This is a genomic window from Tenacibaculum crassostreae (assembly GCF_964512405.1).
Classification (GTDB): Bacteria; Bacteroidota; Bacteroidia; order Flavobacteriales; family Flavobacteriaceae; genus Polaribacter; species Polaribacter crassostreae.
This window is the reverse complement of the sequence record NZ_CAZELE010000005.1, coordinates 379,264-399,313: the sequence shown is the minus strand read 5'-3', so window position 1 is coordinate 399,313 and position 20,050 is coordinate 379,264. Positions and strand designations below refer to the sequence as shown.

Sequence of the window (20,050 nt, the reverse complement as noted above, 5' to 3'; positions counted from 1 at the left end):
ATGAAATTTTTATTCGATAAAGATACTTGGCAAGAAATTTACGGTAGTATTCGTAAAAATAAAACAAGAACAGCAATTACTATTTTTGGGGCTTTCTGGGGAATATTGTTATTAGTTGGACTTTTAGGAGCTGCCAAAGGAATAGAAAATGGTTTTAATAGCATGTTTGGTGATTTTGCCACCAACAGTGTTTTTATGGCTGGAGGAACAACCTCGAAACCGTTCAAAGGATTTCAAGAAGGAAGACAAATCAATTTAACAATTAGCGATGTCGAAAAAATTAGATCGGAAGTTGAAGGAGTTGAATTTGTAGTTCCAAGAAATGTAACAGGAAGTCAAGTTATATACGGTTTAAAATCAGCAAGCCTTACCATTTTTGGAGATTATCCGATGTTAGATAAAATTCAAAAGAAAAAGTTAATTGAAGGTAGATTTATCAATCAACAAGATATTAACGAAAACAAAAAGGTTTGCGTTATCAGTGAAGAGGTTTACAAACAGTTATTTGATAAAGACGAAGAAGCTTTAGGAGCTTATATAAAAATAAACAACATCGGTTATATGGTTGTTGGTATTTATAAACCTAGTAGGTTTGAAGGAACCAATAACGTGCATATTCCTTTCAGCACTTTTAGACTTGTATACAATCAAGGAGATAAGTTTAGATGGATGGTTATTACAGGTAAAACAGAATATGATATTGAGCAGATTGAAGCCGATGTGAAAGTTTTACTTAGAAGTTTACATAAAATTCATCCAGATGATAGCAGAGCCTTTAATGGGTTTAACTTAGGAAAAGAAATAGCTAAAGTAACTGGCTTTTTAACTGGGATGCAATTTTTAACTTGGTTTGTTGGTATTGCAACATTAATTGCAGGAGTTTTCGCTATCGGAAACATATTGTTAATCACTGTAAAAGAGCGAACTAAAGAAATAGGAATTCGAAGAGCTTTAGGTGCAACACCAGGTAAAATAAAGCAGCAAATTATTTTAGAGTCTGTTTTTTTAACCTTATTAGCAGGGTCTTTAGGAATTATAGCTGGAGGATTAGTTTTAATGGCAATAGATGCAGCTGATTTATTGACCAATCCAACGGTTGACATACCTATAGTTTTAACAGCTTATGCAGTATTAATTACTTTAGGAACTTTAATAGGTCTTATACCAGCATACATGGCAACAGTTGTTCAACCAATTGAAGCATTAAGAGAAGAATAAAAATCAATTAACAAGAATATAAATAAATACAAATGAAAAGAATAATCATTTTTGGAGGAATAGCATTAGCATTAATTGCAGTGTTAATATGGTTTGGTAAAAAAAATAGTGCATCTCCAATTGAGTATAAAACAGAAAAACCTTTTAAAGCAACAATCGTAAAAAAGAGTGTTGCTACAGGAAAAGTAATTCCTTTAGAAGAAGTAGAAATTAAGCCACAAATTTCTGGAATTATAGATAAGATTTACTTAGAAGAAGGTGCTTTGGTTAAAGCTGGAGACTTAATTGCTACGGTAAGAGTTGTGCCAAATGAGCAGTCGTTACAAAGTGCAAAAGGACGCATTAATTCTGTTCAAATTCAATTGAACAATGCAAAAACTCAGTACGAAAGAAACAAAGCATTGTTTGATAAAGGAGTGATTTCTAGTCAGCAGTTTGAAACTTCGCAATTGTCGTATAATCAAGCGATGAATGATTTACGTAATGCACAAAACGATTATCAAATTATTAAAAAAGGTTCAGCGGGTTCAGCAGGAGCAAATACAAATATTAGAGCAACCACTTCGGGTATGATTGTAGAAATTCCTGTTAAAAAAGGATATCAGGTTATTCAATCAAACAACTTTAACGCAGGTACTACTATTGCTACTATTGCAGATATGACAAAAATGATATTTGAAGGTCAAGTTGATGAATCTGAAGTTGGTAAATTAGTAAAAGGAACTAATATTGAAGTTGCTTTAGGAGCAATTGAAGACAAGAAGTTTCCAGCAGTTTTAAATTTTATCGCACCAAAAGGAACTAACGAAGGAGGAGCAGTTCAGTTTAAAATTAAAGCAGATGTTTCATTAGATGAAGCTCATTTTATCAGAGCTGGTTATAGTGCAAACGCAGAGATTGTATTAGCTAAAAAAGACAGTGTTTTATCAATCAAAGAAGCTTTATTACAGTTTGATAGAAAAACAGAAGAACCTTATGTAGAAATTAAAACAGGAGAGCAAGAATTTGAGAAGAGAGATATTAAATTAGGTATTTCTGATGGAGTTAATGTTGAGATTTTAGAAGGTATTACTGCTGATGATGAAGTAAAAATTTGGAACAAAGTTTCTAAAGAAGATGATAAAAAGAATAACGGTTAAGAAGTAACCATTATATAACAAAAAAGCAGCTCAATCGAGCTGCTTTTTTTATTGTTGAAGTTTTATTTTATCCTTTATAAAAAGGTAATTTAACCACCTTTGCCGAAAGTTGTTTTTTACGAACTTGAATAAAAATTTCTGAATCTATTTTAGAGTTTTCAATAGTTACATATCCTAAGCCAATTCCTTTTCCTAATGACGGACTCATCGTTCCTGAAGTAACACGTCCAATGTTGTTCCCATCAGCATCAACAATTTCATAATCATGACGAGGAACTCCACGCTCAGTTAATTCAAAAGCAACTAATTTACGAGTAACACCCGCTTCTTTTTGAGCTTTTAAAGCCTCAGCATTAACAAAGTCTTTCGTAAACTTAGTAATCCATCCTAAGCCAGCTTCTAAAGGAGAGGTAGTGTCATCAATATCATTTCCATATAAGCAATACCCCATTTCTAAACGTAAAGTATCACGAGCAGCTAAACCAATTGGTTTAATTCCCCAATCTTTACCAGCTTCAAAAACCTTGTTCCAAAGTTGCTCAACGTCTTCATTTTTTACATATACTTCAAATCCACCAGAACCGGTATATCCAGTAGCAGAAACAACCACATTTGGTATTCCAGCAAAATCAGTAACTTCAAAGGTGTAGAATTTAATTGTTGATAAATCTACTGATGTTAACGATTGCATAGCTTCTGCAGCTTTTGGACCTTGAATAGCTAATAACGACCAATCTTCAGAACGGTTTTCCATATCAACATTTAAATCATTGTGCTGAGAAATCCAGTTCCAATCTTTTTCAATATTAGAAGCATTCACAACAAGCATATACTCATTTTCAGCAATCATGTAAATAATTAAATCATCTACAATTCCACCATCTGCATTTGGCATACAGCTATATTGCGCCTTACCAGGAACTAATTTTGAAGCATCGTTAGAAGAAATTTTTTGAATCAACGCTAATGCATTTTCGCCTTTTAAGAAGAACTCTCCCATGTGGCTTACATCAAAAACACCCACACCTTTTCTAACGGTTTCGTGTTCAATAGTTACTCCTTCGTATTGTACTGGCATATTGTAACCAGCAAAAGGAACCATCTTCGCTCCTAAAGCTTCGTGCACATGTGATAAAGCTGTATTCTTCATTTTTGTATTGTTTGTTTAAAAAGTGATGCTAAAGTATTGAAAAAATAGCAAACAAAATAGGCGAATTTGTGTAATATTATTGATGGATATTATCCAAAAGATGTGTTAATATTTTCATTGTATTCATTAAGATTGGTAGATTTGAAAGGTAAAGATTCTAGTAAATGAAATTGAACAGAAAAACAGTCTCTAATATCGTATTTATGATACTAATAGGGTTGATGTTATATCCGCCTACTAAAGTTTATTTTATAAGACTCATATCTTTTGCGCCTGCAGCAATAGTTGAAGAAAACAGAGAAGTATTGGATGATTATAATTGGAAATTGAAAGGTTTAAATACAGAAACGATTGATTTTAATTCAGTAAAAAATAAAGTTGTATTTGTAAACTTTTGGGCAACTTGGTGTCCACCATGTGTTGCAGAAATGCCTAGTATTCAAAAATTATATGATGCTTATAAAGATAAGGTTGATTTTGTTTTTATAAGTAACGAAGATTGGAGTACTATTGAAACTTTTTATAAAGATAAAAATTACAACTTACCCACTTATAATCTTTTATCAAAGGTGCCTAAACAATTAGAGAGCAGCTCGATTCCTGCGACATTTATTATTGATAAAAACGGAACTATTGTTGTAGATAAAAAAGGACCAGCAAATTGGAACAGTGAAAAAATTAGAAAGTTGTTAGATGAATTAACCGTTCAAAACTAAGCTGCACCATTCCTCAGGAGTTTCTAGCATTGGAAAATGACCAGAATTTTCTATTGGGTACAATTTGTTATTTGGAACTTCATCAGCCAACGTTTCAGCAATTTTAAATACAGCTACGGGGTCATTTTTTGCCCAAATAATTTTTGTAGGAATTTGGGTTTCTTTTAAAGCTCCAATCCAACGATGCCAAAAGAAATAACGCTCGTTAATATAATTACTCAATTTATGAATTATCTTTCTTCCTCCGTTAAACATCAGCTGTTCCCACATTTCTTGCAATTCTACATCGGTAGCTTTAGATTTATTAAAATACACATTTCGCATGTTTCGTTTAAAAATAGGGTAATTGGTTAAACTCCCTACAAATTTACCTGTGTATTTATTTTTTAATAGTTTTTGAATCAGTCTTAAGTTGGCTAATTCAATATGCATACTACCATTGCAAAATACCAATTCTTCAATTTCAATGTTTACCAATTTAGTAGTATATCTTGCTAAAATCTCGGTAGCAACGCTTGTTCCGTAATCATGAGCTAATAAAGTAACTTTTTGAAGCTTTAACTGTTTCCATAGTAAAAAAGCAATATCAGCTTGCTCAATTAGAGAATACGAATAATGTATAGGTTTATCTGAAAAACCAAAACCTAGGTGATCGTGAATAATTACTCGGTAATGTTTCGATAACTCAGGTAATACTTTGTGATAATCGTAAGAAGAAGTAGGATATCCGTGTAAAATAACTAGAGTTTTATCAGAATTTCCTTCATCAATCACAAAAACTTGCTGATTTTTAATCGTTAAGAAATTTCCTTTGTTTTTCCATTCTTGTGAAGTCATAAATAGCTAAGTTTTTCTGTTTACAATGTAGTGAATTTTGTGTAGTTTTGATTTCATCTAAAAATAGACTCTTATTCATTTCATCGACGTCATATTACCCATTCCCTTACAAAAAACGTTTACCTATATGGTAACCGAAGCAGAAGCTTCTTTTTTAAAAAAAGGAATGCGTGTAGCGGTTTCTTTCGGTAAAAGTAAGATGTACACAGCGTTGGTGTTTAATATTCATCAAACTCCACCCGAATTATATGAAGCGAAAGATATTCATCAAATATTAGATGAACATCCTGTTGTAAACGAACAACAATTACAATATTGGCAGTGGATTTCGAGCTATTATATGTGTTCGTTGGGCGATGTGTACAGAGCAGCATTACCCTCAGCTTTTTTGTTAGAAAGTGAAACTATTATTTATAAAAATGAAGCATTCACTGAAGAAACTATTTTAAACGATGATGAGTTTTTAATTTTTGAAGCTTTACAGCATCATTCGCAGTTAACGATTCATCAAGTAGCTGATATTTTAGGGAAGAAAACAGTATTGCCTATCATTAACGGATTGATAGAAAAAAGTGCTGTATACATTAAAGAAGAAATCTACGAAACCTACAAACCTAAATTGGTAAAGTATGTGCGCTTGCATACGAATTATGCTACAAATGAAGGTTTACAAACACTTTTAGAGGAACTTTCAAGAGCTAAAAAACAGCGTGAAGCGGTATTGACGTATTTTCAATTAGCAGCGTCAAAAAAGCCAATTAAAGCAAAGGATTTAGAAGAGCAGTCAGGAACTTCTTCTGCAGTTTTAAAAGCGTTGGTTGATAAAGATATTTTTGAGTTTTATCACATTCAGACTGATAGAATTAATTATCAAGGTGAAACAAACCAAATAAAAGAGTTGAATGAATTTCAGCAAGAAGCATACGAACAAGTAAAAACTTCGTTTGAAACCCAAAATGTAAGTTTATTACACGGTGTTACAGGATCTGGTAAAACAGAAATTTATGTAAAACTGATTAAAGAAGTAATTGCTGAAGGAAAACAAGTGTTATTTCTGTTACCAGAAATAGCGTTAACCACTCAAATAATTACCCGTTTACAAAACTATTTTGGAAACTTTATTTCGGTTTTTCACTCTAAATATTCAATGAACGAACGCGTAGAGGTTTGGAATAACGTGTTAGAAAATAAACCCAAAGCACAAATTATTTTAGGAGCACGTTCATCTGTTTTTTTACCGTTTTCAAATTTAGGATTGATTGTAGTTGACGAAGAGCATGAAACTTCCTACAAACAATTTGAACCCTCACCACGATACAATGCACGTGATGCAGCGGTGGTTTTAGGAAATTTTCATAGAGCCAAAGTATTGTTGGGTTCAGCAACTCCGTCGTTAGAAAGTTATTTTAATGCACAACAAAACAAATACGGATTTATTGAACTAAAACGTCGTTTTGGTAATATTCAATTGCCAAAAATTGAGTTGATAGACATTAAAGAAAAGCATCGAAAAAAGGAAATGACAGGTCATTTTTCTGATCGATTGCTAAAAATGATTACCGAAGCCTTAGACGAAAAAGAGCAGGTAATTTTATTTCAAAACCGACGTGGATTTTCACCAGTAGTAGAATGTACCACTTGTGGAGTGTCGCCACATTGTCCGAATTGCGATGTGAGTTTAACCTATCATAAATACCGAAATGAGTTAAAGTGTCACTATTGTCATTACCAACGTTCTATGCCCAATAGTTGCGGTGCTTGTGGAAGCGCTACTCTAGACACCAAAGGCTTTGGAACCGAACAAATAGAACTAGAACTTAACGAGTTGTTTCCAAATCATACTATTGGTCGTATGGATTTAGATACTACGCGTGGAAAATATGGTTATCAAAAAATTATTGGTGCTTTTGAAGCTCGAGAGATTGATATTTTGGTAGGAACACAAATGCTTTCTAAAGGGTTGGATTTTGACAATGTTTCGTTGGTGGGAATATTGAATGCAGATTCGATGTTAAACTTCCCAGATTTTAGAGCGCATGAACGTGCTTTTCAGTTGATAGTACAAGTATCGGGTAGGGCAGGACGAACCAAGAAGCAAGGAAACGTAGCCATACAAACTTACAATCCGTATCATCAAATTTTACAGCAAGTTTCTACGACCAATTATACCGAAATGTACAACGAACAGTTGCAAGATCGTTGGCAGTTTCATTATCCGCCATACTATCGTTTGATAAAAATAACGTTGAAACACAAAGATTATACAAAAGTTGATGCGGGAATTAATTGGTTAGCGAAAGCTTTACAAAATGTATTTCAGGAAAATGTATTAGGACCCACAGCACCTGCGGTTTCTCGTATTCGAAATCAGTATATTAAGAATTTAGTGATTAAAATTCCACCAAAACAATCGTTGGGAAAAACCAAAGAGCAGTTACAAAAAATTAAAAACACGTTTGAAGCGGTAAAAGATTTTAGACCAATCCGTTTTATTATTGATGTGGATGCTTATTAGGAGTTTATCTATTCGTTACTAATTTCATTAAAACGATCAACGGTTTGTATATGAATTATATTTAGTTTAGTATCTTATTTACTATTTAGGGAATTGATGAATTCTTTTAAATTTTCTTGTTATAATTTTGTCTGAGTTCAATAGTTTTAATGTAATCTGATTCTCCTCAAACTCAATTTTCCAAAAATTTCTATTGATGTTGTTATCATATGGAATTAGCTCAAGTTCGGGTTTATGTCCATGAACATTATAAACACCATTTACCCTCCTCTTTTCAGACTTGATGACAAATCGTTTATCCCATCGAAAAAATATATAATTACCCATTTCCATTTTGTCTGACTCTTCAAAATAATTATCACTACCAACAGCTCTTACTGGTTCCCAAAGTCCAAATAAATTATCACCATATGTTTGTGGTAATTCAGATGAACGCTCTAAAATAACTTTAATACTTTCTCCTTCTTCCATTCGTTTCCAAATCATTTTTTTGTCTTCAAAAGAAATTTTAAATGGTTCATTTTTATCAATTAATCCGTTAGTGTTTTTAATTGATAATTCCATTGAGTTCTTATTAAAATTCCAAGTTCCAACAGAGTGTTGTAGCCAGCCATTTCCTGATTGTTGCGTAAAGTCAGAATTAAACCTCATCCATCGTGCGTTTGGAGTCATTATCTCATCACCGACAACTACAGATTTAACAACCCAAAGACCATCTATTGTCTTTACTTTTTGGCAACTGAAAAATGACAGAATTAATAATAATAATAATATTAGAGGTGTTATTTTCATGTCTTTTAGTTATTTATTCTTTTCAATAAAAATTCCAAAATCTCATCTTTATCGTCTAATAGATGATCTTTTATTTGAATGTCTGGCATAACACCAGTATTTGTATCTATTTTACTTATTCTTTCTATTTTTCCTTTAGAAACCTCTACAGATATTCTAGTTTTGGGTAGCTGATAATTATAAATTGATGCATATAAATTAGGAAATTCTCCTGTTTCTTCTCCAATTATAGTAGCAAATTCATAATCTTGAATTTGAGCTGCGGTTACAGTTGATTGTGAATACGATTGTCGGTTTACAAGTACGTAAACGTTACCTTTAAATCTTTTTTCTTTAGGTTGCGGTTTATAATGACCAAAATCGTAATCGTAAATACTCCCATCTTTATGTTTTAGCACAGACTGCCAATAGGTTTGTGTAGTATCTCTATTCTTTTTGGTATGCTCTTTTAACTGTACACTGGTTTTTAGTTGAAATCTTGAAGCCCATTTAAAAGGTTTATTTGCAATGTAGGAAACTAGATAATCACCAAAAGCATCATCACCACCAGAGTGATTTCTCAAATCGATAATCAGTGTTTTATACGATTTTGTATTAATTTTAGTGAAGGTAATATCTATAAATTTTTTGTACTTGTTTAAATCACCTCCAAAATCACCAGGTTGTATATAGGCTATAGTATTAGATAATACATCGAATTTCCTGTTGTGTTTGAGAATGTCTTTACGTTTCATTTCAAAATCTTCAACCGCTTTTATGGAGGTAAGATTGTAATTAGAATACTTATCGTTATGTCCAATTTTTACTGTAAAGCTTCTTTGTTCACCAAATACCAACCAATAAAACCTAGGTAGCGTTAGGTTTTCTAATTGTGCATGTTTAAAGTAAATACGTTCTGCCGAAATTTGTGGGTATATTTTATTCAAAATTTCTTGAATAGGCTGTTCGTTAATACAAATGAGTTTGTCTCCAACCTTAATAGCCGTATTTGTTGACCAGTTCTTTCTAACAATCGCTTTGCCGTTTTCAATTGCAATTTCCAATGGAAAAAGTGTTCCTCCTGACTTAGCATAATTAATATAACTAGTTATTGGAAATGGGATTCTCGTGTGTCCGTTATTAGCTTTCGATACAACTTGTTGAAATAACTTGGTTGCTTCTAAAACACTAAAACTATTTTTTTTTACATTATTTTTTACTTTTTTATAATTTTCTTCAAATGCTTCTTTAGAGGTGTAAGCAAATAAATTGATATGTGTATCTTCTAGAGATGTTTTTAGATAATTTAAATCTGATAGCACCTCTTCTTTTGAAAATTGATTTTGACCATAGACCAGGCTTAAATTAATAATTGAAAAAATAAATAAGAGTTTGATTTTCATTATAACTGTTTTATAAGTTGTAGGTTTATTTATTGATTTTTCATTTTTTGAAATTCTTCTCTTTGCTGTTTAAGTGCTCTAATACCAAGTTTTTCATAAATAGTATTTCTTTAATTTTTTCTAAAGTGATTATAGAACTCAATATAGTTTTGATAGTAAAAGAATAATTACTTTCCATATTAAAAGACAACAAGTCTTAGATAATTTAGAAGTTGTAAAAATATAGGGAAAGTTAACTTAAATCGTCCTAACGCTTCTTTTCGGACGTATTTTTGTTTTTTTTAAGGTATTGACTTGGAGTTAGTTGTGTGGATTCTTTAAAAACTTTGTTAAAAGTAGATTTAGAATTAAAGCCAGATTCAAAAGCATGACCAAGTAAAGATAATTGATCACTTTTAGGAGATTCTATACGCTTTTTGAAAGCCATAACCCTATACGAATTAATCAAATCATAAAAATTTTGATTATAATTTTGATTGATTTTTAATGAAAGTACCTTAGGTTTTATGTTTAACATTTCTGCCAACATAGAAAGATTTAATTCTGGATTGAGATATGGTTTTTTAGTTTCCATCAAAAGATTGAGTCTCTTAATAAATATTTCATCTTTTTGAATAGTAATGCTTTTTGATTTTTTGGAAAAAGGCTTCAAAAAAACTAACTCTCTTTCTTTTTGAATATAACCTTTAAATCCAATCCAGCATGTTGCAATAGAAAGTAATACAAAATTTGGTAAAAAATAGTGTTCACGGAGACTTCTGTCAAAAACAAATCGATCTATTTCAGTCAAAACTTGCCAAAGAATAAAATAACAAGCGTAAATAATTATTGGAGTTTGAAGCCACTTAAGAGAAATATTATCTATTTTAGAATAATATTCTTTAAGTTGCTTTTGGTATTTAACTAAAATTCTAAGCGATATAAAACTGTATGTTAAAATAGAAATTACACCAATCCATTGTTGAATAAGGTAAACATAAGAAAAGGTTGGTAATTCTTGTAAATAAAGACCATCTGAACCAATTCTGTATATAGAAGTTCTATAAAAAATAAACTCCAATACTAATGGTAAAAAATGCAGATAGTGTTTTCTTTCGAATTTAAATTTTGGATTTGTAATGTATTTAGTGTAAAAGTATAGTGTTGGTCCAATTCCGTAAAGCATTTCCATCTGAATATATCTGAAAATGTATAGTAAGTCATAGTCCTTTAATACATTGACCACTACAATATTTAGAGGTATCAAAGCATAAAAGAACACCAATAAAGCAAGGAATGTATTGGTTTTTATTCTTGGTTTTTTTAATAAAATTAATCCACTAAATATGATTGCTTGAATGGAAAATACGCAAATAATTGTGAATAAAATAGGATTAGACTTTATCATTTAGAGGTACATAATAATGTTTACTAACAATTAAAATAATTGTTGTTTTAATCAACTAATATCGTATGATATAGAAGTTAATTGTTTAAAGGTTAAGAATCAAGTTAAAAAACTTTTTAAAATTCTCTGATATCCACAATATCTCCATTTTTAAGTTTGCTTTGGGTGTCTATGGTAAAAATGGTTTCAGCAACATATTCAGAGGTATAAAGTTGGTCGTTTTCTTTTAAATTTACAAAACGTTGTAGGTTTTTAAAATCTTTTTCATCGGTGCTTCTAATATGGGTTTGCATGTTCGTATCTACCACACCAGGATAAATTGCATTGCATTTTACTCCGTGTTCAAGCTCGTTTTGTTCCGCAGCAATGGTTTTGGTCATCATATCAATCGCCGCTTTAGAAGTGCAATACACACTCCAACCTTCATAAGGTTTTATTGCAGCACCAGAAGAAATACTAATAATTTGCTTTTTACAAGTTAACTGTTGTGTGGCTTCAATAAACAAACTCGACAAAATAAGTGGAGAAGTAGTGTTTAGTTGAATACTTTTGGCAATATCTTCTGAAGGAATATTTTCTAAGTTCGTTATGTTGCCGAGTCTTCCGGCATTATTCACCAAAGTAATTGATGAAATTTCTAGTTTTTTAAGCTCATCTAATAACATTTTAAAGGTGTTGTGTGTTGCTTTAATGTCAGATAAATCCACAGAAACTTGTGTGACATTTTTTAGGTCGACAATACTTCTCGATAACGAATATACTTTGTAGTTTTCTTGTACGTATTTTTCGGCTAAGGCTTTCCCAATTCCTTTACTTCCTCCGGTGATAATGATGATGTTCATAAAGTAAAAATACGAAATCTGTCATTACGAGGAAGAATGACGAAGTAATCTTTATAATAGAGTTTTGTTCACTCAAAAAATGTTGTACTTTAAATGGAAAGATTGCTTTACTGTCGTTCGCAATGACGAATGTGATTTGTCATTAGGAGGAATAAAACGACGTGGCTACCTCACAATCGACAGAAAGATTGCTTCGTTATCACTCGCAATGACGGTAATAGTTATTTGAAAAACTCTTTAGAGTTTTTCAAATTAGATTTATTTGAAGAATTCTTTCGAATTCTCCCAATTTGAACTATTTGAAAAACTTTTTTGAGTTTTCCCAATGCACATCCATTTCAGCGAGGGTCATTTCAGAAAGTTGTTTGCCTTCTTTTTTGGCAGCTTCTTCTAGGTATTGAAAGCGATTGATGAATTTTTTATTGGTTTTTTCCAGTGCATTTTCAGGATTCACCCCAATAAAACGAGCGTAGTTAATCATAGAGAACAAAACGTCTCCAAATTCTTTTTCTATTTTTTCTTGATTGTTGTTTTTGATTTCTTCGTTCAATTCAGAAAGCTCTTCTTGAACCTTTTCCCACACTTGATGCGGTTCTTCCCAATCAAAACCAACACCAGCAACTTTATCTTGAATACGGTTGGCTTTTACCACCGCAGGTAAACTTTTTGGAACGCCTTCTAAAACCGATTTTTTACCTTCTTTCAGTTTTAGTTTTTCCCAGTTTTGTTTTACTTCTACTTCATTTTCAACAACTACATCACCATAAATATGCGGGTGACGGTCGATGAGCTTATCAGCAATTGAATTGGCAACATCTGCAATATCAAAAGCTTGTTTTTCGCTCCCTATTTTAGCATAAAAGACGATGTGCAGTAGCACATCGCCTAGTTCTTTTTTTATTTCTTCTAAATCGTTGTCTAAAATAGCATCTGCTAATTCGTAAGTTTCTTCAATAGTTAAATGTCGCAGACTTTGTAGGGTTTGTTTTTTATCCCACGGACACTTCTCACGAAGCTCATCCATGATATCTAACAAACGATTAAAGGCGTCTAACTGTTGCTTACGAGTATTCACGATTTAAGCTTCTTCTGCAGTTGTTTGTTCAGCTTCTACCAAAGTGCTAAAATCAAAGTCAGATTTCGCTAAAATATTATACCACTGAATTACTTTTTTAATGTTTGAAGCATATACACGCTCTTGATCAAAATCTGGTAAAATTTCACCAAAATACTCGGTTAATTTAGCAGCGCTTTCTTTGTGAGAAATTGCTTCTTTACCTTCTTCTTTATCAGAAATATTTTTAAATACACGTGCTAAAGGTATTTCTTCTTCATAAGTATAAATAGCGATGTTTTCTAATAAGCTTACATTGTGTGTAGCTGTAATAGGAAAACGTTTACCATCTACGATTGATTTTACGATAACACCAGTTTTAGTTTGTGATAAAATTTCATATAAACCTGGTTTACCAGTAACAGCTATAATTTTGTTAAATTCCATGTCTTAATTTTTTAATGTATTACTACTAATTATCTCTTTGCATTAGGAAAACGCATGCGATATCCTGCGTTTACTTTTCCTTTTGAAATATTTTCTAATTTCTTTTTAATTAATCGTTTCTTTAAAGAAGAAAGTTTGTCGGTAAACAAAACTCCTTCAATATGATCGTATTCATGTTGAAAAACACGTGCTGGTAATCCGCTTAACACTTCTGTGTGCTTTTCAAAGTTTTCGTCTTGGTATTCAATAGTAATGGTTTCTTTTCTAAACACATCTTCGTTTATCGACGGAATACTTAAGCATCCTTCGTTAAAAGCCCATTCGTCACCTTCTTCCTTAACAATTTTAGCATTGATAAAAACACGGTTGAATCCTTCTAATACTTTTCTGTCATCTTCACTTAATTCTTCGTCATCAGCAAAAGGAGAAGCATCAATAAGAAACAAACGAATGTCTTTTCCAATTTGAGGTGCCGCTAAACCTACACCGCTAGCATTGTACATGGTTTCTTTCATATCGGCAATTAGCTTTTCTAACTGCGGATACTCTTTATCGATTTCTTTTCCTACTTTACGTAAAACGGGATCACCGTATGCAACAATGGGTAAAATCATTTACTATTAAATTTTAAGAGTGCAAAAATACAAAGAATGCTTTGGGTAGAAAAAATTATTTGTTGTACAAATACGATTGTAAGATTATAGTAGCGCTTATTTCATCTACCAGAGCTTTGTTTTGACGTTGTTTTTTCTTTAAACCACTATCAATCATTGTTTGAAAAGCCATTTTAGAGGTAAAACGCTCATCAACTCTTTTTACAGGGATGCTTGGAATAGTTTTTTCAAGCTTTTCAAGAAAAGGGATAATAAGTACTTCACTTTCACTGTCAGAATTATCTAGTTGTTTTGGTTTTCCAACTAAAAAAAGTTCAACGTTTTCTTTTTTAGTGTATTCTTTTAAGAATATCAGCAATTCAGGAGTGTTAACCGTTGTTAGACCCGAAGCAATAATTTGAAGTTCATCAGTTACAGCAATTCCTGTTCTTTTTTTACCAAAATCGATGGCTAAAATTCTGCCCATACAATAGTTTTTTGCAAAGGTAGTTAAATTAAACAAAGCGGAAATATCTGTTTAAAAAACGTATCTTCGCAGTAAATTTTGAAAGCTATTTTATTTTTGCTGAAAAAATCAATTAATAATGACAGAATTACAATCTATTATAGAAAAAGCGTGGGATAATCGCGATTTATTAAAAGAAGAAACTACCATAAATGCCATTAGAAAAGTGGTTGATTTATTAGATGTGGGTGAATTACGTGTTGCTGAACCATCAGATAATGGTTGGCAAGTAAATGAGTGGGTGAAGAAAGCAGTAGTTTTATATTTTCCAATCCAAAAAATGGAAACTTTAGAAGCTGGTATTTTTGAATATCACGATAAAATTCCATTAAAGAGAGGTTATGAAGCAAAAGGAATTAGAGTAGTTCCAAATGCAGTAGCTCGTCATGGAGCATATATATCTTCAGGAACGATTTTAATGCCAAGTTATGTTAACATTGGAGCATATGTAGATGAAGGAACTATGGTTGATACTTGGGCAACTGTGGGCTCTTGTGCGCAAATTGGTAAAAATGTTCATTTGTCCGGTGGAGTTGGAATTGGTGGCGTTTTAGAACCTTTACAAGCAGCGCCTGTAGTTATTGAAGACGGAGCTTTTATTGGTTCTCGTTGTATCGTTGTTGAAGGGGTTAGAGTAGAGAAGGAAGCTGTTTTAGGGGCAAATGTGGTATTAACCATGAGTACTAAAATTATAGATGTAACTGGTAATGAACCAGTCGAAATGAAAGGTGTTGTTCCAGCACGTTCTGTGGTAATTCCAGGAAGCTATACCAAAAAATTTACAGCGGGTGAATATCAAGTACCTTGTGCATTAATTATTGGTAAGCGTAAAGAAAGTACTAATAAGAAAACATCTCTAAACGATGCGCTTAGAGAGTATGATGTGGCTGTTTAATCTATTTAGATAAAATGAATAGAACACTTTTATGGATGCTAAAAAAGATGACTTTTTTACCTCAGAAGTACTTTTTACCTTTTTCGTATGAGTACGCTACGGGTAAAAAGTTGGATTTTGATAATCCAGTAGAATTTAATCAAAAAATTCAGTGGTACAAGAGGTTTTATCGTCCACGTATTCTTAACACATTAATAGACAAGTATGCCGTTAAAGAATATGTGAAAGATAAAATTGGTGAAGAATATTTAATTAAAACTTTAGGAGTTTATTCTAAGGCTAGCCAACTAGATTTAGCTAAACTACCTGATAAATTTGTATTAAAAGCTGTTCATACTAATAGACATACGATAATTGTAAAGGATAAAAAAGAAATTAATCTATGGAAAGTTAGAAGAACTTTAAGTAGATGGCTGCGATCAAATCAATATTATAGAACTGGTCAAGAATGGGGCTATAAAGATATTAAACCTAAAATTATTGCAGAAGAGTTTTTAACAGAAAAAGGGAGAAGTTCATTAACCGATTATAAGTTTTTTTGTTTTGATGGAAATCCTAAATATCTTGAAATTCATATGGATAGAGGAGCAGGAGATAACTACAAAAGAGAAATCTATGACCTTGATTTTAATAGACTTCCAGTGAGTAAAGGAAAAAAGATAGATGTTTTTTTAGCTACTATAGAAAAGCCATCAAATTTTGATGAAATGATAGAAGTAGCTAAAAAAATATCTCAAGGTTTTCCGTTTGTTAGAGTTGATTTGTATTCTATTAAAGGAAAAACATTATTTGGAGAAATGACTTTTTACCCTGGTGACGGAAGAAGCGAGTATTATCCAAATAAATACAATAAAATTTTTGGAGATATGATAGAATTACCATCTCTTAAAGGTCAAACTGAAATAACAGAAATTTAATTTATAAAGTATGGGTTTTCCTATTGATGCTGTTATAACTTGGGTAGATGGTAAAGATGAACAACATCAACAAAAAATGCTACCTTATGTAGATAAGGCTATTGTTTCTAAAAAAGAGTTTAGAACCAGACTTGATCAAGTAGAAGAAGTAAAATATTCGGTTCATTCAATTTTAAAATATGCCAAATTTGTTAGAAATATCTTTATAGTGACTGACAATCAAATACCTAGTTTTATTAAAAATAAAAAGGGAGGTGAGTACGATAATGTTTTCATTATAGATCATAAAGATATTTTTAAAGAGGATAGTAATTTTTTGCCAGTGTTTTCAAACAGACCAATAGAAACAAAACTGTATAATATCCCTGGTTTGTCGGAACATTTTTTATATTTTAATGATGATATGTTCTTAATAAAAGAGACTAAAGTTTCTGATTTTTTTATTGATAGAGAACCTTTAATTCGTGGTAAATGGTTAAAGTTTGAAGAGGAGAAACTTCACAAAAAAATATTTCCTCCTTCAGAAAAAGATAAAGCGAAGCCTAAACATAAAAGAGCGCAACAAAGAGCGGCGGAAGTTGTTGGATTTGAGAAATATTTTTTTAGATTTCAGCATATACCAGCTCCTTTGAGAAAGTCAACATTTAAAACTTTTTTTGAAAATAATAGGAATATTGAAATTGATAATGTTAAATATAAGTTTAGAGACGTAGCGCAGTTTACGCCACAAGGTTTGGCAAATCACATAGAAATCAAAAATAAAACTTGTGTTTTAAAAAATGATTATCAATTGATTTATATACATAAAGACAAGTTTTTTACTTGGTCAAAGTATAAGTTAAAAACAAAAGTAAATAACCCGAACAAGTTATTTTTGAACTTGCAAAGTTTGGATCAATGCCCAAAAGATAAGCTAGTTTACTTTTTAAATTGGTTAGAAAAAAAATATAAATTAAAGTAGAGAAAGAAGATTATAGTTATATGAAAAATATTCAGAATGTTTTATGGACCAGTGGTTGGGATTCTACCTTTAGAGTTTTAAAGCTAATAGAAAAGGGAGCTGTAGTTCAACCAATATATGTGTTTCATGAAAAAAGATTTTCAAGATTTAAAGAATTAGAAACCATTAAATTATTAACTAAAGAAATTCTAAATAGATATGGTTCTAATGGAGGAAAAATTCTAGAGTTAAAAATTATTAATCAAAAAGATATTAAATTCAATGCGATGCAAAAGCTGTCGTATAAAATTCTTAAAAGAAGAAGGCATTTAGGAAGACAATATTATTGGCTCTCTTGCTTAGCTTTGGATATGAATAACTTAGAATTATCGGTTCACAGTAAAGATTTTTCTTTTCTAAAAGGGAAAACTATATTAGTAAATGATGAAGAGATTGGAAAGTATGCAGTTTTAGACCCTAATGTAAAAGATAGGTTTTTAAAAAGAATTTTTGGAAAGATGAGATTTCCAATATATAATCTTACAAAGACCGATATGAAAGATATAGCAGAAAAGGAGGGCTTTATAGATATTATGCATAAAACTTGGTTTTGCCATGATTCAGATACTAAACCTTGTAAAAAGTGTACACCTTGCAAGCAAATAGTTAGAGATGGTATGGGATATAGACTAGATGAATAATACCTTTTCATGGAAGAAATTTTAGATATCCTTAAAAATAGAAATACAATTTTATACCCTACAGATACCGTGTGGGGCTTAGGTTGTGACGCGACAAATGAAGAAGCTGTAAAGAAAATCTATCAATTAAAAAATAGAGAAGAATCTAAAAGCTTAATTATTTTGGTAAGTTCTATTGAAATGTTAGAACAATATGTTGATTATATTCCAAAAAAAGCTTTAGAAATACTGAGAGAATCAGAAAAACCTACAACTATAATCTATAATAATCCGAAAGGATTAGCAGCTAATACTGTGGCTTCTGATAATACCATTGCTATCCGAATTCCTCAAGATGATTTTTGTATTCAGTTAATTAAAGAGTTTGGAAAACCTATTGTTTCTACTTCAGCAAACGTTAGTGGAGAACCAACTCCAAAGTCTTTTTCAGAAATTAGCGAAGCTATTTTAAAGAATGTAGATTATGTGGTAAATTTGCAACAAGAGAAAGTAGCAGAAAAGTCATCAACCATTTTAAAAATTGAAGGCGATACTGTTATAGTGATAAGAGAATAATTGTATGCAAGATCAATATTTTAAGGAAGCAATTTCCGCAGAAATATTTCATTATATATCCAAAGCAGCTAAAGAGTTACAACTAGAATGTTACGTAATTGGCGGTTTTGTGCGAGATTTTATTTTACAAAGAGGAATAGCTAAAGATGTTGACGTTGTAGCTGTAGGAAGTGGAATAGAGTTAGCTCAAAAAGTAGCTGAATCACTACCAAATAAGCCAAAAGTTCAAGTGTTTAAAACTTACGGAACTGCGATGTTACGTTTTCAAGACATTGAAGTTGAATTTGTTGGTGCTCGTAAAGAATCATATTCGGAAGAAAGTAGAAATCCTAAAGTTTCTGAAGGTACGTTACAGGATGATCAAAACAGAAGAGATTTTACGATTAATGCCTTGGCGTTAAGTTTAAATGAAGATAATTTCGGACTGTTATTAGATCCTTTTGACGGAATTTCAGATTTAGAAGCAAAAATTATCAGAACACCGTTAGATCCTGATATTACCTATTCAGATGATCCGTTGCGCATGATGCGTGCTATTCGATTTGCTACTCAATTAAAATTCGAAATAGAAGAAAAATCATTAAACGCAATTACAAAAAATGCTTCGAGAATTGATATTATTACTCGAGAACGTATTGTGGTTGAACTGAATAAAATATTAGAATCTCCTGTGCCTTCCATAGGTTTCTTGTTATTAGAAAAAACAGGGTTATTAGAAAGAATTTTACCTGAGTTAATTGCTTTAAAAGGAGTAGAAGAAGTAGAAGGTCAAAAGCATAAAGACAATTTTTACCACACCTTAGAAGTAGTTGATAATATTGCTGAAAACACTGACGATGTTTGGCTTCGTTGGGCGGCTTTGTTGCATGATATTGGTAAAGCACCAACGAAACGTTACCATAAAAAAATAGGTTGGACTTTTCATTCACATGAATTTGTGGGTTCAAAGATGGTGTATAAGCTATTCAAACGATTAAAAATGCCATTGAATAATAAGATGAAATTTGTTCAAAAAATGGTGATGTTAAGTTCTCGTCCGATTGTTTTAGCTAGTGAAGTAACCGATTCTGCTGTTCGTCGTTTAATTTTTGATGCTGGTGATGATGTAGAATCGTTAATGACACTTTGTGAAGCGGATATTACAACAAAAAATCCGAAGAAATTTAAACGTTATCATAAGAATTTTGAGCTAGTTCGTCATAAAATAAAAGAAGTTGAAGAACGTGATAGAGTTCGTAATTTTCAACCTCCAATTACTGGAGAAGAAATTATGGAGGCGTTCAATTTAACACCTTGTAGAGAGATTGGACAGATAAAAGAAGCGATTAAAGAAGCTATTTTAGATGGAAAAATACCAAACGAACATGAAGCTTCGTATCAATTTATGATTGAAAAAGGTGAGCAATTAGGATTAAAAATAATAAGTCAGTAAAAAAAAAGAGAA

General features: G+C 31.5%; 20 protein-coding genes. 10 read left to right on the top strand and 10 right to left on the bottom strand.

Going from position 1 to position 20,050, the window contains the following annotated elements; all coding sequences use genetic code 11:
- Both ACKTST_RS07240 and ACKTST_RS07235 read left to right on the top strand, forming a co-directional pair.
- Positions 1–1,218, top strand: a complete 1,218-nt coding sequence (locus ACKTST_RS07240) for an ABC transporter permease (RefSeq protein ID WP_408047079.1) — start codon at positions 1–3, stop codon at positions 1,216–1,218.
- Between the two features lie 32 nt (positions 1,219–1,250).
- Positions 1,251–2,357 (top strand): efflux RND transporter periplasmic adaptor subunit, encoded by a 1,107-nt coding sequence (locus ACKTST_RS07235; protein ID WP_408047078.1) that lies wholly within the window; start codon positions 1,251–1,253, stop codon positions 2,355–2,357.
- A gap of 67 nt (positions 2,358–2,424) precedes the next feature.
- Here the strand turns inward: ACKTST_RS07235 and gcvT are convergent, their stop codons facing one another.
- A complete protein-coding gene (gene gcvT / locus ACKTST_RS07230) occupies positions 2,425–3,507 on the bottom strand; it encodes a glycine cleavage system aminomethyltransferase GcvT (RefSeq protein WP_408047077.1) in 1,083 nt (360 codons plus the stop codon).
- 164 nt (positions 3,508–3,671) lie between these two features.
- Between gcvT and ACKTST_RS07225 the strand changes: the two genes are divergently transcribed.
- On the top strand, positions 3,672–4,223 hold the full coding sequence (locus tag ACKTST_RS07225) for a TlpA family protein disulfide reductase (RefSeq protein ID WP_408047076.1): 552 nt from the start codon (positions 3,672–3,674) through the stop codon (positions 4,221–4,223).
- On the opposite strand, the gene ACKTST_RS07220 is transcribed toward ACKTST_RS07225, so the two are convergent.
- Positions 4,206–5,060 (bottom strand): alpha/beta fold hydrolase, encoded by an 855-nt coding sequence (locus ACKTST_RS07220; RefSeq protein ID WP_408047075.1) that lies wholly within the window; start codon positions 5,058–5,060, stop codon positions 4,206–4,208. The two genes, ACKTST_RS07225 and ACKTST_RS07220, sit on opposite strands and share 18 nt — an antisense overlap.
- Positions 5,061–5,133: 73 nt before the next feature.
- Here ACKTST_RS07220 and priA point away from each other — a divergent pair, with 73 nt between their 5' ends.
- Positions 5,134–7,575 (top strand): replication restart helicase PriA, encoded by a 2,442-nt coding sequence (gene priA / locus ACKTST_RS07215; RefSeq protein WP_456243492.1) that lies wholly within the window; start codon positions 5,134–5,136, stop codon positions 7,573–7,575.
- Positions 7,576–7,656: 81 nt separating this feature from the next.
- On the opposite strand, the gene ACKTST_RS07210 is transcribed toward priA, so the two are convergent.
- The 8 genes from ACKTST_RS07210 to ruvX all read right to left on the bottom strand — a co-directional run bounded on the left by ACKTST_RS07210 (position 7,657) and on the right by ruvX (position 14,559).
- Entirely contained in the window at positions 7,657–8,367 is a 711-nt protein-coding gene (locus ACKTST_RS07210; protein WP_408047074.1) for a hypothetical protein, read from the bottom strand.
- Positions 8,368–8,372: 5 nt separating this feature from the next.
- Positions 8,373–9,749, bottom strand: coding sequence for a S41 family peptidase (locus ACKTST_RS07205; RefSeq protein WP_408047073.1), 1,377 nt, complete (start codon positions 9,747–9,749; stop codon positions 8,373–8,375).
- Positions 9,750–9,996: 247 nt separating this feature from the next.
- Positions 9,997–11,136, bottom strand: coding sequence for a helix-turn-helix domain-containing protein (locus ACKTST_RS07200; protein ID WP_408047072.1), 1,140 nt, complete (start codon positions 11,134–11,136; stop codon positions 9,997–9,999).
- A 116-nt stretch (positions 11,137–11,252) separates the two neighbouring features.
- The gene (locus ACKTST_RS07195) at positions 11,253–11,978 is read right to left on the bottom strand and encodes a (S)-benzoin forming benzil reductase (protein WP_408047071.1); all 726 of its coding nucleotides are present in this window, start codon (positions 11,976–11,978) and stop codon (positions 11,253–11,255) included.
- Between the two features lie 295 nt (positions 11,979–12,273).
- Complete coding sequence (gene mazG, locus ACKTST_RS07190; protein ID WP_408047070.1) at positions 12,274–13,053, bottom strand: nucleoside triphosphate pyrophosphohydrolase; 780 nt, start codon at positions 13,051–13,053, stop codon at positions 12,274–12,276.
- A 3-nt stretch (positions 13,054–13,056) separates the two neighbouring features.
- Entirely contained in the window at positions 13,057–13,479 is a 423-nt protein-coding gene (locus ACKTST_RS07185) for a DUF5606 family protein (RefSeq protein ID WP_408047069.1), read from the bottom strand.
- 29 nt (positions 13,480–13,508) lie between these two features.
- Complete coding sequence (gene def / locus ACKTST_RS07180) at positions 13,509–14,093, bottom strand: peptide deformylase (protein ID WP_408047068.1); 585 nt, start codon at positions 14,091–14,093, stop codon at positions 13,509–13,511.
- A 55-nt stretch (positions 14,094–14,148) separates the two neighbouring features.
- Entirely contained in the window at positions 14,149–14,559 is a 411-nt protein-coding gene (gene ruvX / locus ACKTST_RS07175; RefSeq protein WP_408047067.1) for a Holliday junction resolvase RuvX, read from the bottom strand.
- Positions 14,560–14,677: 118 nt separating this feature from the next.
- Here ruvX and ACKTST_RS07170 point away from each other — a divergent pair, with 118 nt between their 5' ends.
- The 6 genes from ACKTST_RS07170 to ACKTST_RS07145 are packed head-to-tail and all read left to right on the top strand — an operon-like array spanning position 14,678 to position 20,038.
- Positions 14,678–15,493, top strand: coding sequence for a 2,3,4,5-tetrahydropyridine-2,6-dicarboxylate N-succinyltransferase (locus ACKTST_RS07170; RefSeq protein ID WP_408047066.1), 816 nt, complete (start codon positions 14,678–14,680; stop codon positions 15,491–15,493).
- 14 nt (positions 15,494–15,507) lie between these two features.
- On the top strand, positions 15,508–16,410 hold the full coding sequence (locus ACKTST_RS07165) for an ATP-grasp fold amidoligase family protein (protein ID WP_408047065.1): 903 nt from the start codon (positions 15,508–15,510) through the stop codon (positions 16,408–16,410).
- A 10-nt stretch (positions 16,411–16,420) separates the two neighbouring features.
- A complete protein-coding gene (locus ACKTST_RS07160; RefSeq protein ID WP_408047064.1) occupies positions 16,421–17,371 on the top strand; it encodes a stealth family protein in 951 nt (316 codons plus the stop codon).
- Between the two features lie 20 nt (positions 17,372–17,391).
- Positions 17,392–18,051 carry a hypothetical protein gene (locus ACKTST_RS07155; protein WP_408047063.1) on the top strand — a complete coding sequence of 220 codons (660 nt, stop codon included), beginning with the start codon at positions 17,392–17,394 and terminating at the stop codon, positions 18,049–18,051.
- A 9-nt stretch (positions 18,052–18,060) separates the two neighbouring features.
- Entirely contained in the window at positions 18,061–18,606 is a 546-nt protein-coding gene (locus ACKTST_RS07150; protein ID WP_408047062.1) for an L-threonylcarbamoyladenylate synthase, read from the top strand.
- Positions 18,607–18,610: 4 nt separating this feature from the next.
- Positions 18,611–20,038, top strand: coding sequence for a CCA tRNA nucleotidyltransferase (locus ACKTST_RS07145; protein ID WP_408047061.1), 1,428 nt, complete (start codon positions 18,611–18,613; stop codon positions 20,036–20,038).
- Positions 20,039–20,050: the final 12 nt, after the last annotated feature.

Coding starts and splice junctions, on each gene's coding strand:
- def (WP_408047068.1), bottom strand. CDS start 14,093: ATGATTTTACCCATTGTTGCATACGGTGATCCCGTTTTACGTAAAGTA.
- ACKTST_RS07240 (WP_408047079.1), top strand. CDS start 1: ATGAAATTTTTATTCGATAAAGATACTTGGCAAGAAATTTACGGTAGT.
- ACKTST_RS07210 (WP_408047074.1), bottom strand. CDS start 8,367: ATGAAAATAACACCTCTAATATTATTATTATTATTAATTCTGTCATTT.
- ACKTST_RS07195 (WP_408047071.1), bottom strand. CDS start 11,978: ATGAACATCATCATTATCACCGGAGGAAGTAAAGGAATTGGGAAAGCC.
- ruvX (WP_408047067.1), bottom strand. CDS start 14,559: ATGGGCAGAATTTTAGCCATCGATTTTGGTAAAAAAAGAACAGGAATT.
- ACKTST_RS07200 (WP_408047072.1), bottom strand. CDS start 11,136: ATGATAAAGTCTAATCCTATTTTATTCACAATTATTTGCGTATTTTCC.
- ACKTST_RS07160 (WP_408047064.1), top strand. CDS start 16,421: ATGGGTTTTCCTATTGATGCTGTTATAACTTGGGTAGATGGTAAAGAT.
- ACKTST_RS07235 (WP_408047078.1), top strand. CDS start 1,251: ATGAAAAGAATAATCATTTTTGGAGGAATAGCATTAGCATTAATTGCA.
- ACKTST_RS07150 (WP_408047062.1), top strand. CDS start 18,061: ATGGAAGAAATTTTAGATATCCTTAAAAATAGAAATACAATTTTATAC.
- ACKTST_RS07220 (WP_408047075.1), bottom strand. CDS start 5,060: ATGACTTCACAAGAATGGAAAAACAAAGGAAATTTCTTAACGATTAAA.
- gcvT (WP_408047077.1), bottom strand. CDS start 3,507: ATGAAGAATACAGCTTTATCACATGTGCACGAAGCTTTAGGAGCGAAG.
- ACKTST_RS07205 (WP_408047073.1), bottom strand. CDS start 9,749: ATGAAAATCAAACTCTTATTTATTTTTTCAATTATTAATTTAAGCCTG.
- ACKTST_RS07145 (WP_408047061.1), top strand. CDS start 18,611: ATGCAAGATCAATATTTTAAGGAAGCAATTTCCGCAGAAATATTTCAT.
- ACKTST_RS07170 (WP_408047066.1), top strand. CDS start 14,678: ATGACAGAATTACAATCTATTATAGAAAAAGCGTGGGATAATCGCGAT.
- ACKTST_RS07165 (WP_408047065.1), top strand. CDS start 15,508: ATGAATAGAACACTTTTATGGATGCTAAAAAAGATGACTTTTTTACCT.
- ACKTST_RS07225 (WP_408047076.1), top strand. CDS start 3,672: ATGAAATTGAACAGAAAAACAGTCTCTAATATCGTATTTATGATACTA.
- ACKTST_RS07155 (WP_408047063.1), top strand. CDS start 17,392: ATGAAAAATATTCAGAATGTTTTATGGACCAGTGGTTGGGATTCTACC.
- ACKTST_RS07185 (WP_408047069.1), bottom strand. CDS start 13,479: ATGGAATTTAACAAAATTATAGCTGTTACTGGTAAACCAGGTTTATAT.